The organism is Streptomyces sp. AA1529 (assembly GCF_000280905.1).
Classification (GTDB): Bacteria; Actinomycetota; Actinomycetes; order Streptomycetales; family Streptomycetaceae; genus Streptomyces.
Genome location: NZ_ALAP01000074.1, coordinates 24,838 through 38,061, shown reverse-complemented (window position 1 = coordinate 38,061; position 13,224 = coordinate 24,838). Strand labels below are relative to the sequence as shown.

Here is a 13,224-nt window from a genome sequence, read left to right as displayed (position 1 = left end):
CATGGGAATGTCCCGCGCGGACCGCCGCACATGGGCCGACGCCCGCACCCTCAACGACCTCGGCCAGCTGATGGCCCGCTGGCTCGAAGGCGACCTCAAATCATGGCCCGGCTACGCAGCCGGCTACGGGCCCGACGAGGAAACCCGCCCCCTCATCCGCGCCCTCGCTGCCGCCAACCGGGCCGGGTTCCTCACCACCTGCTCGCAGCCCGGAACGGACGGCACCGGCTACGACGGCGCCCACTGGCGGCAGCGCGCCGCCGTCGACGGCTTCGTCGCCGACCCGGACATGCTGCAGCGCGTGAGGCGCGCCGCCCAGCGGCACGGCCTCCGCGCCACCACCGGCGGCCAGTGGACCTGCGCCACCGACCGCAACGGCGAACCGATCACCGTGTTCGGTCAGCGCGTCGACGACCGGGTCCTGCGCAGCACCTGGCACGGCATCCACCGCACCGCCTACCGGGCCGTCGCCGACGCCCAGCCGGTCGCCGTCGTCCACCCGGTGTGGGGGCCGTCCGGCACCGGGCCGCTGCAGAAGTTCCTCGCCGAGGTGGCCCGATGACCGCCGCCGCGCTCGCCCCCGCAGCCGTCTCGGTGGGGGAGCCCGGTCTGGAGGCGCGGCTCGCCGCTGTCGACGCTGCGATGACCGTCCGTCTCGACGAGGCCGCCCTCGCCCACGCGGTGAACACCGCCCACCTGCCCGGGCCCGAGGTCGAGATCCCGCACCTGCCCGTCGCCACCCAGCCGGCCGCCGAGCAGACCCCCGTCGCCGCGCTCCTGCACCGGGCCAGGGCCCGCATCCTCCGCGACGGCTGGTGCCGCGAAGCTGCCCGCACCAGCGGCGGCATGTGCCTGGCCGAAGCCATCCGCGCCGAAGCCCGCAGCCACCGCGACGAAGGCGAAGCCCGGCTGCTGCTCCGCCGGGCCCTCGGAGGCGGCGACCCCATCCCCGAACAGAACCGGCGCCTCGCCAACACCGCACACGCCGCGGCCGTCCTCGGCGCCGCAGCAGACCTCGCCACACAACGCGGGCTGTAACCACAGCCCGACCACCCAACCGAAGGAGAACCCGATGCCCGACTACAGCAACCCGAACACCCCGCTCACCGCCAGCAAGTACTCGTGGTCCATCACCGTCACCAGCGGACCCGTCAGCTACGGCCCCAACGCGGCGAAGGACTGCTCCGGCAACTACACCACCCAGCCCGGCGCCACCGTGGGATCCCTCCTCGCAGGGCTCAAGAACTGGTACGCGAGCGAGTACCGAGTCCCCGCCAGCGACGTCGCCATCATCCGCTACTCGCTGCGGGAGAAGTGATCGCCGTGGACGAGACGATCCGCTACACCGCTGATGTGGTGGTCACCACGACCGACGGCCGCGTCCTCCTCATCGAGCGCGGCTGGGCCCCCTACGAGGGCGCGTGGGCGCTGCCCGGCGGGCATGTCGACCGGGGTGAGACCAGCCGTGAGGCTGCCGCCCGGGAGCTGTTCGAGGAGACCGGCGTGCTTGCGGCGCCGGACGAGCTGGAGCAGATCGGTGTGTTCGACACTCCGGGCCGTGACCCGCGCGGCCGGTACGTCACCGTCGCCTACCACCTCACCGTCGTCTCCGGCACGCCCGCCCAGGCAGGCGACGACGCCCGCGACGCCCGCTGGTGGCCGCTGAACGCGCTGCCCCCGCTGGCCTTCGACCACGCCGACATCTTGACCGCCGCCGTGGACCACACCGAGACCATCCACTGAAGGAGAACCCGCATGGGTTGGAACATCTCCCACCGCCCCGACAGCGACGACATGTGCCGCTCGGCCAGCAGCATCCACAACCTCGGCCAGCACATCGCGCACGTACTGCCCGGCCGCGACTGGCGCCGCATCAAGGCCCTCTTCGCCCGGCGGTCCGGTGACCCGTTCACCGTCTCTACCCGCGACGCCGGCGACATGGCGCGCATCCTCACCGCCGCCGCCCAGCACCCCAAGATGCCCGCCGACTGGGCCCGCGACGCCCAGCAGCTCGCCGACTCCGCCCGCAACGCCGCCAACACCCGCAGCGCCTGGACCTGGCGCTAACCCACCACCGAAGGAGCACAGCATGGGAATCTTCTCCGCCATCGACCAGCAGATCGCCCAGCACAAGGCAGGCAAGGACGGCCGGAAGTTCGCGAAGGCCGTCGTGATCGGCAAGACCTACTACTGCATCGTCCCCAACAAGATGGTCACCGGCGAGTGGGGCGACCTCGTCCACGAGTACACCTTCACCCGCATGTCGTCGACCATCACCGGCCGGCCCATGCCCATGTGCGGCACCATGTCCGCCGAACGCGCCTGGAACCTGTACGGCCCGTTCTACACGCACATCCCCAAGGGTCTGCAGACCCTCGCCCAGTACAACAACAGCTCCGTATGCACCGACGACGACGTCGCCAAGAAGACCCAGCAGGAGTTCCTCAAGGAACTGGGCAAGGCCCTCGTCCGCGTCTGACCCCGCCCGCCCGCGGGTGTACGAACTCCCCCCGCGGCGTGTGGGCCAAGACCAACAACCACTGAAGGAGGAGCTATGACCGCTTGGATTCCGCCCGGCTGGACGCCGCGGAAGTACGTGCACGATCTGCTGGTGGTCGCCTTCCCGGACGCCTACGCGTTCGAGGGCACCGAGGAGGACGACGTCGAGGCGTACCTCAAGGCGGAGGACGGCATCGCCAAGCTCCAGCGGTACGTCGCCGACCACCCCGACGCCGACATCCCCGACTACATGCGGGAGCGGCTGCGGATCTCCGCCACCGGCGTCGACCCCAGGCCCCAAGCCGCCTGACCAACCGCCTGTCGCCCGGCAGGCGCACCATGAACCCAACCGAGGAGGATCTGATGGGGTACGCGCGATACGAGATCTACCGGAACGGCGAGAAGATCGACGCCGGATACGACGTCGAAGCCATGTGCGAGGAGCCCGGCTGCGAGGAGGCGATCGACCGCGGCCTGGCCCACCTGTGCGGCAGCACCCCGGGCGGCGACGAGTACGGCTGCGGCGGCTACTACTGCGGTCAGCACCTGTACGTCGGGCCCGTGGCAGGCGTCGAGGGACTGTGCAAGCGGTGCGACCAGCACTGGGAGGCGGAGCACCCCGACCGCGAGGAGGCGACCGTCTGATCCGGCCCGCCCCTCCCGGGCGTATCGGGAGGGGCGGTGTCGCCCACTGTAGGCCCCCGCCACGGTGGGGGCCGTTGGGGCACGGAACGGTCACACCCGCCGCATACGGCTCCCGACGGCGTCAGGCCGTCGATACGATCCGCTTCTCAACCACAAGGGGGGAATCGTGAAGATCCGCATATACGCGACCGTGGCCGCTATCGCTCTGCTGCCCCTCACCGCCTGCAGCAACAACGACGGGGGCGGACACGCCGACGTCGAGCCGAAGAAGACCGCCGCCGACAAGCCGGCCGACGACGCCGACAAGCAGAAAGCCGCAGCGTCGAAGACCGAAATGCAGGTCGGTGACACCTTCCGCTACCACGACGGCATCAAAGCCACCGTCACCAGCATCGAGCAGGTCACCAAGTTCTCCGAGTACGACAGCAAGCCCTCGCCCGACGAGATCGCGTTCCGCATCAACATCAAGTTCGACAACGGGTCCAAGCAGCCCGTCGACCTCGACGACTTCTCCATCATCGCCGAAGGCGCCACCAAGGGCGGCGAGGCTGCGGTCACCACCTGGGACGCCGGCTCAGCCGAAATCACCGGACGGCTCGCCGCCGGCCAGACCGCCGCGAAGACCGAAGACGGTGTGCTGGAGAAGAAGTACGGCACCAGCATGCTCGTCACCCTCCAACGCACCACCGACGACGGGACCGTCGCCACCGACGACCCCCACTGGACCGGGTCGATCCAGTAGCCAGCCACCCCCCTTGTGGCCCCGCCAAACCCCCAGTGCGGCGGGGCCACACCTATGAACTTGACAGAGAGTGATACCGAAGGGAAGATCTGCTCAGATAGACATACTGCGCTCTGAGGGCCTCCCGTACCGGGTGGCCCTTTCGCATTTCTGGGGGTGGCCGTGCCTGCTCTCGTCACCGCATCCGACGCCGCCCACTACACCGGCCGGCCCGTCGGCACCATCTGGCGGTGGGCTTCCGAAGGCCGTATCAGCCGCTACGGGACGGGCCGCGGAACCCGCTACGACGTCATGGAGATGACGCCGCGGACTGTCGACGAGTTCACCGGCGACGTCACACCCGGCGAACCCCCGCCCCTGCCCGCCAGCGCCCCGCGCGCTGCGTAGACCGGGTGCTCCAGCCCCCAGCTGTTGAGCCCCATGGTGGCCGCCCCGCCGAGGGCACGGGGCGGCCACCAACCAACCACCAGTAGTCCAGCGGCCTAAGACGCCGTGTACCGCGGGGTTCGAGTCCCCAGAGGCTGCGTGCACGCACCTCAAACCCGCCACGGCGGGAACGGCCCCGGCGCGGTAACCCCGGTTCGAATCCGGGCGGTGGACAACCACATGCCCCTGCTGCCCGCCGTCGGGAGGGTGCGGGCAGCAGGACCCTCCCAACACAAGGAGCCCGCGCCATGCCCAGCTACACGATCAACTACCTCACCGGCGACACAGAGACGATCCAGGCCGACCGCGTCGAAGAAGAGGGACCGCAGTACACCGCCTACCTCGGTGCCGACGGAGACGGCAGCGTGATCGTCAGTCACATCCCGGCCGCCAACGTCCGCAGCATCCACCACCAGGATGCCAAGGCGGTGAACGGCTGATGGCCCGTCTCCAGATCCTCGAACTGCCCGAAGGCCCCGACGACACCCGGCCGCCATTCGCGCTCGTAGTCGACCAGACGGTGCCCGAGCGGGTCGTGCTCGCTCCCGGCACGGGCAAGGTGCTGGACCGCTGGGAGGAGTTCGCCGGCCGGATGGGCGCACGCGCTGTGATCGTGACGCCTGAGACCGTCGACATCCCCGCGAACGACCACACGGCCTACAGGCAGGAGGTGCGCGATGCCGACGAGTGACACCGAGGGCAAGGACTGGTCCCTGACCCGGTTCGAGCGGCACCTGCCCGACACCGTGTGCGACGTCGGCCCCGGCGAGGGCACCTACGCGAGACTGTTCCGCCCCGTGCACAAGGGCGTGTGGTGGACCGCAGTCGAGATCCACAAGCCCTTCGTGGCCAAGTACAAGCTGAAGTCGACGAAGACCCGCACCATGTACGACGAGATCCACATCGAAGACGTGCGCGACTCGGCGGGCCATCTGTTCCATCGGGACCTCGTCATCCTCGGCGACGTCCTCGAACACATGCCACGCGAGGATGCCGTCGCACTGCTGGAGCGCGTCGAGGCCGCTGGCGCGTGGCACATCCTCGTCTCGGTCCCGATCGTCGACTCGCCGCAGGGTGAGGTCGACGGCAACCCCTACGAGGCCCACCTTCACCAGTGGGATGCCGACGACATGGACCACGTCCTCGCCCAGCTCGGCGGCGGCGTCGAGACCATGCGCGGCGACACGCTCGGCTGTTGGTGGTGGTCCCGCCGTGGCTGAGCAGCCCGTCGGGCAGATGCTCGACGCGATCGGGCTCACCGCCGACATCGACGACGGCGACATGACCATGGACGCCATCGTCATCCTCAAAGTCATCAAAGCCGACGGCAGCGTCCACCTGGTGAAGGGCCGCTCCGACGCGCTCGACTGGGTCACCGCACTCGGCATGGTCACCGCCGCACAAGCCGTCGAAAACAGCGGCTACGACCTCGCCGACGAGGACGACGAACCATGAGCGGCGGGTGGCAGGGCTCGGATCGTGTGAGCCGGCTGCCCCGAGGATGGAAGAAGATCCGCGCCGAAGTCCTCGCCCGGGACGTGATCTGCGTCCTCTGCGGAGTACGGCCCAGCTCCCACTGCGACCACATCAAGCCCAAGACCGACGACCACCAGCCCTCACAGCTACAGGGCGTGTGCGCCGAATGCCACGGCCTCAAGTCCAGCGCCGAGGGCAACGCCGCCCAAGCCGCCAACCCGCGGCCCGGCAGACGGCGCCCACCCGAGCAGCACCCAGGGCTGAGGTGACCACGTGCCCGCGTTCCTGATCCGCTATCCGAAGGGGCAGGGCGAGGACATCCTCGCCGAGGACGACCACCTCACCCTCACCATCGACCACGGCTGGGCCGTACTCGCCGACCCACACGGCACCTGCATCGCCGTACCCGCACACAGCGGAGCCACCATCACCCGCATCGACCAGGACCAGCAGCCCGAGGAGTGATCCACGTGGCCAGCAAGGGACGAGGACGCAGCAGCAGGGGCAACGCCGAACAGCTCAGGCGCTACTGGTCCACGGGCCCAGGCGCAGCCAAGATCAGATGGGGAACACCAGGAGACTGGAAGCGGTGCAACAGGCAGCTCTCCAAGTACATGGGAGCAAGGGCCAAGGGCTACTGCCAGCGGCTGCACAAGCGCAACACAGGCGTGTACACGGGTAGCAGGCTCAACCCAGGTAGGCGCAGGGGCAGGCGGTAGGCGGCGGGTGCACGGCGCCCAGTGGGCATGGCACTGGCAGGCGTGAGGCCATGCATGCGAGGCATGTGATCACGTGTCGAGCATGAGCAACTGTTCGAGTTGATGTTCGTCGAGTGATCGAAGTCGGTGAGCTGCGAACGGCTCGTCGGGCTGGGCTCGGTGGTCGAGCGTGATCGTCGCGGGCAGTGGGTGATCAGTCGGAGTGATCGCGAACGATGATCCGTGATCTCCGGGAAGATCGTCCGGCTCAAGATCACCCGGGGGGATGATCTTCCCCCCATGATCACGGCCATCGGGGCCGTATAGCACCTGACCCTCTGTACGGGTTCCCTAAGCCCCCGCCCTCTTGATCGTCCACCGTGACTCGGTCGCCCTGGAGGCGGCCACCCGCGGTGCTTCATCCGCCCACCCGCTCGCCCTGGAGGCGGGCCAGACCCTGGAGGTCGCCATGGGCACGCACGGTCCTATCCCCAAGCGCTCGGAGGAGCGGCGGCGGCGGAACAAGGACGAGGGCCCCGAGTTGGCCAAGGCACCGTCGGGGGCGCCGGTGGATCTGCCGGAGCTTCCGGAGCCGGATGAGCTGTGGCATCCGATCGCGCGGGACTGGTACCTGTCGCTGCGGGAGTCGGGGCAGGCGGTGTTCTATCAGCCGTCGGACTGGGCGATGGCCCGGTATGCGGCGGAGCTGATGTCGCGGGGCTTGTCGTCGGACCGGCCGCCGAATGGGCAGTTCGTGTCGGCGCTGGACAGCGTGATGGCTCGGCTGTTGACGACGGAGGGGGACCGTCGGCGGGCTCGGATCGAACTGGAGCGCCAGCCTGCGCAGCAGCAGGCGCCGGCGGGCGTGACAGCGATCGCCGACTACCGTGCTGCGATCGGGGGCTGACGTGCTGAGGTTCCTGGTGTGTGCGGGCAGCATGGAAGAGATGCTGTGCTGGGCTCGGCGGTACGAGATTCCGCAGGGTCAGTTCTCGTTCGCGGATGGCCGCCGGTCGCATGGCATCAGGGATGTCGTCGTGGTGCGGTTGCCTGGTTTCGAGCGGAGTCCTGCTCGTGATCAGGTCGAGGCGCTGGTTGCGCACCTTTCGCGTCGCGGGTTTGTGCTCGGGCAACTCGATGGCTGCGGAGTCTGAGCGGGTCCCCGAGGTCGTCACTCCGTTCACGATCGGGCCGACGTGGAAGCGTGGTCCGGACGGTCGGTTCCTCCTTCCCGAGTACACGCTGGGCTGGCATGCGCTCGCCTGGACGGCGACGTATCTGCAGCACCATGTGGGGGCGCCGTGGCGGTACACCTCGGAGCAGGCCCGTCTGACGCTGTGGTGGTACGCGCTGGACCCGGTGACGAACCGTTTCCTGTGGCGGGACGGTGTCCTGCAGCGCCTGAAGGGCTGGGGCAAGGACCCGGTGAAGGCGACGTGGGCGGGGTTCGAGTTCGTCGGCCCGTGCCGGCCGTCGGGGCGGGTAGCGGACGAGGGCGACGAGTGGGGGATTCCGCCGGGCCAGCCGATCGGGGTGCAGCATCCTGCGGCATGGGTGCAGATCGCCGCGGTGTCGCAGGACCAGACGCGGAACACGATGACGCTGTTCCCGAGCTTGTTCACGAAGCGGGCGCTGGAGGAGTACCGCATCGACCTCGGCAAGGAGATCATCTATGCCGACAAGGGGCGGGCCCGGATCGAGGCGGTGACGAGTTCGCCGCGGGCGCTGGAGGGCGGTCGTCCGACGTTCACGTCGATGGGCGAGACGCATCACTGGGTGGAGTCCAACGGCGGCCATGAGATGGCGGCGGTCATCGAGCGGAACGCGACGAAGTCGGCGGATGGTCAGGCGCGGACGTTGGCGGACACGAACGCCTACGAGCCGGGCGAGGACAGCGTCGCGGAGCGGACGCGGGAGGCGTTCGAGTCGTCGCAGTCGGGTCGGGCGCTGGACACCGGCCTGTTCTACGACTCGTTGGAGGCGCCAGCTGAGGCGCTGCTGACGGAGGAGTGGATCGTCCCGACGCTGAAGGCGGTGCGGGGGGATTCAACGTGGCTGGACATCGACCGGCTCAAGGCGTCGATCCTCGATACCCGAAACCCGCCCAGCCGGTCGCGTCGGTTCTGGTTCAACCAGATCGTCGCCGCGGAGGACGCGTTCCTGGCTCGGTACGAGTGGGACGCGAACCCGCACGAGGGGATGGACCTTGCGCCGCGGGACGAGATCGCCCTGTTCTTCGACGGCTCCAAGTCTGATGACGCGACGGGCCTCGTCGGCTGCCGCTTGTCGGATGGGTTCGTGAAGACGCTCGGGGTGTGGCAGAAGCCGCCGAACTGGCCGGGCGATGCGCCCTATCGGGTGCCGCGGGAGCAGGTCGACGGTGTGGTGGACCAGGTGTTCGCAGAATTCCGGCCGGTGGCGTTCTTCGGTGACCCGGGCTCAGGCTTTGACGAGTCGGACGGTGAACGGTACTGGGACGGCTACATCGACGCATGGGCGCAGCGGTACGGCCGCCGGCTCAAGCTGAAGGCCGTCTCAGGTGGCGCGAACCGACACGCTGTCATGTGGGACATGCGGGACCGGCGCCGCCAGCAGACGTTCACGGAGGCCGTGGACCGGTTCTACCGGGACGTGCTGGAGCGGCAGGTGCCTCATGACGGGCACAGGGTGCTGCGGCAGCACATCGCGAATGCCCGGCGCCGGACGAACGCCTGGGGCTACTCGATCGGTAAGGAGCATCGCGAGTCGGCGCGGAAAGTCGACTTGGCAGTGTGTGCGATCGGCGCCCGGATGCTGCGGCGGATGGTGCTGAACAGCGAGCAGTTCGGGAAACGGAAGGGCGCGCCCGGTAAGGGCCGGGTCGTCGTGTTGAGGTGAAGGGCGGTGACCTGTGGCCGCCACGATCCCTGAGCTGCCCCTGCTGAGCCTGTCGGATGACGAGTCGGCGTTGGTGACGGCGCTGCGCACGGACCTGATGCAGCACCGGTTTCGGCTGGAGCTGTTGGACGCGTACTTCAACGGCGAGCAGCTCGTGCGGGATCTCGGGATCTCGATTCCGCCGCAGCTTCAGGGTCTGCATACGGTGATTGGCTGGCCCCGGATCGGTGTGGAGGCGCTGGAGCAGCGGCTGGAGCTTGAAGCCTTCCGGTGGGCTGATGGCTCGGATGCGGAGGATCTGCGGGAGGTCGCCGAGGCGAACGACTTGTTCGACGAGTCGTCGCTGGCGCATCTGGACGCGCTGACCTACGGCCGGGAGTACATCGCGGTCGGCTCGGGGGATTGCGGTACGGACGACTGCCCGCCGCTGATCACTGCCGAGTCGCCGCTGGATATGACGCTGTTCTGGGATGCGCGGGCCCGGGTGGCGACCTCGGCGCTGCGGGAGTCGCAGGAGGGCTCGTATTTCGGGCTGGCGCCGGATGACCGGCTGGTGACCTTGTATCTGCCGGATCAGACGATCCATGCGGTCGAGGCGGATAGTGGCGGCTGGGAGGTCCTCGACCGGGACTTGCACAACCTGGGTGTGGTGCCGGTGATCCGGATGGCGAACCGGCAGCGGACTGCGGACCGGGTGGGCAAGTCGGAGATCACACCCGAGGTCATGTCGATCACGGATGCGGCGTGTCGCCGGCTGATGGGCATGGAGGTCGCCTCGGAGTTCTATGGGGCGCCGCAGCGGTACATCCTCGGTGCCTCCGAGTCGGCGTTCCAGGACGCGGAGGGCAACACCAAGAGCGCCTGGGAGACGTACATCGGCCGGGTGCTGGCGTTGGAGCGGGACGAGGACGGCCAGGTCCCGACGGTGGGCCAGTTCGCGGCGCATGATCCCCAGACCTACACGAAGATCATCGACCTGTATGCGCGGATCATGGCGACGCAGCTCGGGCTGCCGCCGCACTACCTCGGCTACACCACGGACAACCCCGCGAGTGCGGACGCCATCCGTAGCAGCGAGGCGCAGCTCGTGAAGCGTGCCGAGCGCCGGTGCCGCCGGTTCGGCGGGGCGTGGTCGGATGTGATGCGGCTGGCGCTGTGGGTGCGTGACGGTGAGCCGCCGGAGCGGTCGCGGCGGATCGAGTGCGTGTGGCGGGATCCGGCGACGCCGACGGTGGCGCAGCAGACGGACGCTGCGGTGAAGCTCGTCCAGGCGGGCATCCTCCCGGCGGACGGTGAGGTCGTGCTGGAGATGGCGGGCCTGTCGGAGGATCAGCGGCAGCGTGTGGCGGCGGAGCGGCGCCGTTCGCAGGGCCGCCAGGTGCTGGACCGGCTGAGTCAGCTCGGCGCGGAAGACCAGCCGGATGCGGAGCCAGAGGGGTCTGACGGTGGCGACGACGGTCTCGGATGATGGTGACCGTGTAGGCCGCTGGCGTCGGGCGCAGCGCGGCCTGACGCGGCTGCTCGGGCGGGACGTGCGGAAGCTGCGGCGACTGATTGTGCCGGCCCGTCTGGAGTCGTCGGTGCCGGACTGGGTCGAGGCTGTGCGGGCTGTGGTCGACGACTATGCGGACGCGTCGGTGTCGCTGGCCTCAGACTTCTATGAGGCGGAGCGTGTGGCGGCTCGGGTGACGGGCCGGTTCACGGTGCCGCTGATCGGTCCGCCTCCGGTGGAGAAGACGGAGGCCAGTTTGCGGTGGGCCACGAAGGACCTGTGGCCGCGGACCGAGGAGGAGGCGACGCCGGCGCAGCTTGAGCCGCTGGATGTGCGGCTGGAGCAGGCTGGGAAGAAGGCGGAGGCGGTCGCCCAGAAGCTCGTGGCCGATCAGGGCCGGGAGGCTGTGCGGGAGGCGGTGCGCAGGGACCGGCAGGCGACTGGCTGGGCGCGTACCGCGGCGCTCGGAGCGTGCGCGTTCTGCAAGATGCTCGCGGTCCGTGGCGCGGTGTACGAGCGGGATACGGCGAACTTCCGGGCCCATGACGGCTGCCATTGCGGCGTGGTCCCGATCTTCCGAGGGCAGTCGTTCGAGCTGTCCGACAAGGCCAAGGAGTGGGAGCGGCTGTACCAGGAGTACGCCGCGCCTTTCTCCGGAGACCAGTTGGCTCGCTTCCGGCGGGCGCTGGCTGAGCACGGGCATCTGCCTGCTGCTCACTGACCCACCCCTGTGGCTGCCCTGGTGGTGGCCCTTTCTCAGCCCCAGGAGGGCGACTCAGCCATGCCCGAAACCGAAGAGACCCCTGCCCAGGAGAGCACCGAGGGCGCGGAGCAGGTGCCGCAGGAGAGCGCCGAGCAGCCCCCGGAGGGCGGCACGACGGACCCGTGGCACGACCCGGACAAGGCGCGTCGGGAGATCGAGAAGCTCCGCAAGGAGGCCGCGAAGTACCGGACCACCGCCAAGGAGCTGGAACCGCTCGCGCAGAAGGCGCGGGAGGCCGAGGAGGCGCAGAAGTCCGAGACGGAGCGACTCGCCGGCCAGTTGAAGGCGGCCGAGGAGCGCGTCTCGGCGGTGCAGCAGCGTGCGGTGCGCAGCGAGGTGAAGGCGCTGGCGGCGGCCGATTTCGCCGATCCAGAGGACGCGCACGCGTTCCTGGACCTGGGTGCCTATGTGGGTGAGTCCGGCGACATCGACACGGATGCGATCAACGGTGACCTGAAGGACCTGCTGAAGCGGAAGCCGCACCTCGCCAAGCCGGCGGACACCAGTCCGCGGCGGCCTGCTCCGGACCGGTCTCAGGGCTCGTCGGGCAACGGCAATCGAACCCCATCTGACCCGTCGGCGGTGTTCGCCGACTTCATGAAGCAGGGCCTCGCACGGGGCCACTGAGAAAGGTAGCCCCCGATGGCAACCACCGATTCGATCAAGCTGTCTTCGGTCGACCCGGTCTTCCTTCCGGAGACCCTGGTCGCCCCGATCTTCGAGAAGTCCGTCGAAGGCAGTGCCGTGATGAGCCTGGCGCGACGGGTGCCGCTGTCCATGACGGCGAACACGGCGGTCCCGGTGCCGCTGGACGTGCCGACCGCCGACTGGGTCGCCGAGGGCGGCAAGAAGCCCCTCAGCTCGGGCGGCGTCGAGGTCAAGCAGATGTCCGGGAAGAAGATCGCCACGCTGATCCCGGTGTCCATGGAGGTCGCCCAGTCCAACGCGGCGGGTCTGTGGACGCAGCTTCAGCGGGACCTTCCGACGGCGTTCGCCCGAGCCTTCGACATGGCCACGCTCCACGGCAAGAACATGGCCGGCAGCACCGGCCCGTTCGCGGACTACCTGGCCATGACCAGCAAGAGCGTGTCGCTGGGCACCACGGCGCAGAATATGGGCGGCATCTGGGGCGACTTCGTCGAGGGCCTGGACCAGATCATCGACGACGACTGGGACTACACCGGCACCGTCGCCGACAACCGGCTGAAGCCCAAGCTCCTGGCGGCCACCAGCACGACCGGTGAGCCGCTGTTCGTGCAGACCCGGCAGCCGGGCGCCGGCACCGGGGCGGCCCTGCAGGGCGAGCTGATCGGCGAGCCGCTCGCCTACTCGCGGTCTGTCAGCGGCAAGCTGCGCCGTCAGTCCACCAGCACCGACTCCGGCCTCCGGGCTGTGGGTGGCGACTGGTCGCAGGCGGCGTTCGGCGTGGGCATGGAGATCTCCGTCAAGCTCAGCCGGGAGGCGACGTACATCGACGAGGACGGCGGTGTGCACTCGGCGTTCCAGGAGAACCTGGTGCTGCTGCTGGCGGAGGCGTACTACGGCTTCGTCCTGGGCGATGCCGAGGCGTTCGTCAAGTTCACCGGCACCCCCAGCGGGACCTGAA

22 protein-coding genes are annotated in these 13,224 nt (G+C 69.2%); all 22 read left to right on the top strand.

Features of this window, described 5'->3' with window-relative positions; translation table 11 throughout:
* Position 1: 1 nt before the first annotated feature.
* The 22 genes from A949_RS35665 (at position 2) to A949_RS0120890 (ending at position 13,223) form a co-directional block, all read left to right on the top strand.
* Positions 2-562 (top strand): DUF6919 domain-containing protein, encoded by a 561-nt coding sequence (locus tag A949_RS35665; protein WP_158687614.1) that lies wholly within the window; start codon positions 2-4, stop codon positions 560-562.
* Positions 559-1,038: a DUF6197 family protein gene (locus tag A949_RS34105; RefSeq protein WP_019358000.1), complete on the top strand. Its 480-nt coding sequence runs from the start codon at positions 559-561 to the stop codon at positions 1,036-1,038. The genes A949_RS35665 and A949_RS34105 overlap by 4 nt, the downstream gene beginning before the upstream one ends.
* A 34-nt stretch (positions 1,039-1,072) precedes the next feature.
* Complete coding sequence (locus tag A949_RS0120990) at positions 1,073-1,318, top strand: hypothetical protein (RefSeq protein ID WP_019357999.1); 246 nt, start codon at positions 1,073-1,075, stop codon at positions 1,316-1,318.
* Positions 1,315-1,743: an NUDIX hydrolase gene (locus A949_RS0120985; RefSeq protein WP_019357998.1), complete on the top strand. Its 429-nt coding sequence runs from the start codon at positions 1,315-1,317 to the stop codon at positions 1,741-1,743. The genes A949_RS0120990 and A949_RS0120985 overlap by 4 nt, the downstream gene beginning before the upstream one ends.
* A gap of 12 nt (positions 1,744-1,755) precedes the next feature.
* A complete protein-coding gene (locus A949_RS0120980) occupies positions 1,756-2,067 on the top strand; it encodes a DUF7739 domain-containing protein (protein ID WP_019357997.1) in 312 nt (103 codons plus the stop codon).
* A 22-nt stretch (positions 2,068-2,089) separates the two neighbouring features.
* Positions 2,090-2,479, top strand: a complete 390-nt coding sequence (locus tag A949_RS0120975) for a hypothetical protein (RefSeq protein WP_019357996.1) — start codon at positions 2,090-2,092, stop codon at positions 2,477-2,479.
* A gap of 75 nt (positions 2,480-2,554) precedes the next feature.
* Positions 2,555-2,809: a hypothetical protein gene (locus A949_RS0120970; RefSeq protein ID WP_019357995.1), complete on the top strand. Its 255-nt coding sequence runs from the start codon at positions 2,555-2,557 to the stop codon at positions 2,807-2,809.
* Between the two features lie 53 nt (positions 2,810-2,862).
* Entirely contained in the window at positions 2,863-3,144 is a 282-nt protein-coding gene (locus A949_RS35660; RefSeq protein ID WP_019357994.1) for a hypothetical protein, read from the top strand.
* Positions 3,145-3,310: 166 nt separating this feature from the next.
* Positions 3,311-3,886: a hypothetical protein gene (locus A949_RS0120960; RefSeq protein WP_019357993.1), complete on the top strand. Its 576-nt coding sequence runs from the start codon at positions 3,311-3,313 to the stop codon at positions 3,884-3,886.
* A gap of 162 nt (positions 3,887-4,048) precedes the next feature.
* Complete coding sequence (locus A949_RS0120955) at positions 4,049-4,273, top strand: helix-turn-helix domain-containing protein (protein WP_106428865.1); 225 nt, start codon at positions 4,049-4,051, stop codon at positions 4,271-4,273.
* Between the two features lie 287 nt (positions 4,274-4,560).
* Positions 4,561-4,752 carry a hypothetical protein gene (locus A949_RS0120950; protein WP_019357991.1) on the top strand — a complete coding sequence of 64 codons (192 nt, stop codon included), beginning with the start codon at positions 4,561-4,563 and terminating at the stop codon, positions 4,750-4,752.
* On the top strand, positions 4,752-5,003 hold the full coding sequence (locus A949_RS34095; RefSeq protein WP_019357990.1) for a hypothetical protein: 252 nt from the start codon (positions 4,752-4,754) through the stop codon (positions 5,001-5,003). The genes A949_RS0120950 and A949_RS34095 overlap by 1 nt, the downstream gene beginning before the upstream one ends.
* The gene (locus A949_RS0120940) at positions 4,990-5,532 is read left to right on the top strand and encodes a class I SAM-dependent methyltransferase (protein WP_019357989.1); all 543 of its coding nucleotides are present in this window, start codon (positions 4,990-4,992) and stop codon (positions 5,530-5,532) included. Before A949_RS34095 ends, A949_RS0120940 begins: the two co-directional genes overlap by 14 nt.
* Positions 5,525-5,767 carry a hypothetical protein gene (locus A949_RS0120935; protein ID WP_019357988.1) on the top strand — a complete coding sequence of 81 codons (243 nt, stop codon included), beginning with the start codon at positions 5,525-5,527 and terminating at the stop codon, positions 5,765-5,767. Before A949_RS0120940 ends, A949_RS0120935 begins: the two co-directional genes overlap by 8 nt.
* Complete coding sequence (locus A949_RS36705) at positions 5,764-6,057, top strand: HNH endonuclease (protein WP_026004881.1); 294 nt, start codon at positions 5,764-5,766, stop codon at positions 6,055-6,057. Before A949_RS0120935 ends, A949_RS36705 begins: the two co-directional genes overlap by 4 nt.
* 4 nt (positions 6,058-6,061) lie before the next feature.
* Complete coding sequence (locus A949_RS0120925; protein ID WP_019357987.1) at positions 6,062-6,253, top strand: hypothetical protein; 192 nt, start codon at positions 6,062-6,064, stop codon at positions 6,251-6,253.
* A 600-nt stretch (positions 6,254-6,853) separates the two neighbouring features.
* Complete coding sequence (locus A949_RS0120915; RefSeq protein ID WP_019357985.1) at positions 6,854-7,393, top strand: phage terminase small subunit; 540 nt, start codon at positions 6,854-6,856, stop codon at positions 7,391-7,393.
* A 167-nt stretch (positions 7,394-7,560) separates the two neighbouring features.
* Positions 7,561-9,363, top strand: coding sequence for a hypothetical protein (locus A949_RS0120910; protein ID WP_019357984.1), 1,803 nt, complete (start codon positions 7,561-7,563; stop codon positions 9,361-9,363).
* A gap of 13 nt (positions 9,364-9,376) precedes the next feature.
* Positions 9,377-10,831 carry a phage portal protein gene (locus tag A949_RS0120905; RefSeq protein WP_019357983.1) on the top strand — a complete coding sequence of 485 codons (1,455 nt, stop codon included), beginning with the start codon at positions 9,377-9,379 and terminating at the stop codon, positions 10,829-10,831.
* The gene (locus tag A949_RS0120900; protein ID WP_026004878.1) at positions 10,809-11,576 is read left to right on the top strand and encodes a VG15 protein; all 768 of its coding nucleotides are present in this window, start codon (positions 10,809-10,811) and stop codon (positions 11,574-11,576) included. The genes A949_RS0120905 and A949_RS0120900 overlap by 23 nt, the downstream gene beginning before the upstream one ends.
* Before the next feature lie 60 nt (positions 11,577-11,636).
* On the top strand, positions 11,637-12,245 hold the full coding sequence (locus tag A949_RS0120895; protein WP_019357981.1) for a hypothetical protein: 609 nt from the start codon (positions 11,637-11,639) through the stop codon (positions 12,243-12,245).
* A 15-nt stretch (positions 12,246-12,260) separates the two neighbouring features.
* Positions 12,261-13,223, top strand: a complete 963-nt coding sequence (locus A949_RS0120890) for a phage major capsid protein (protein ID WP_019357980.1) — start codon at positions 12,261-12,263, stop codon at positions 13,221-13,223.
* Position 13,224: the final 1 nt, after the last annotated feature.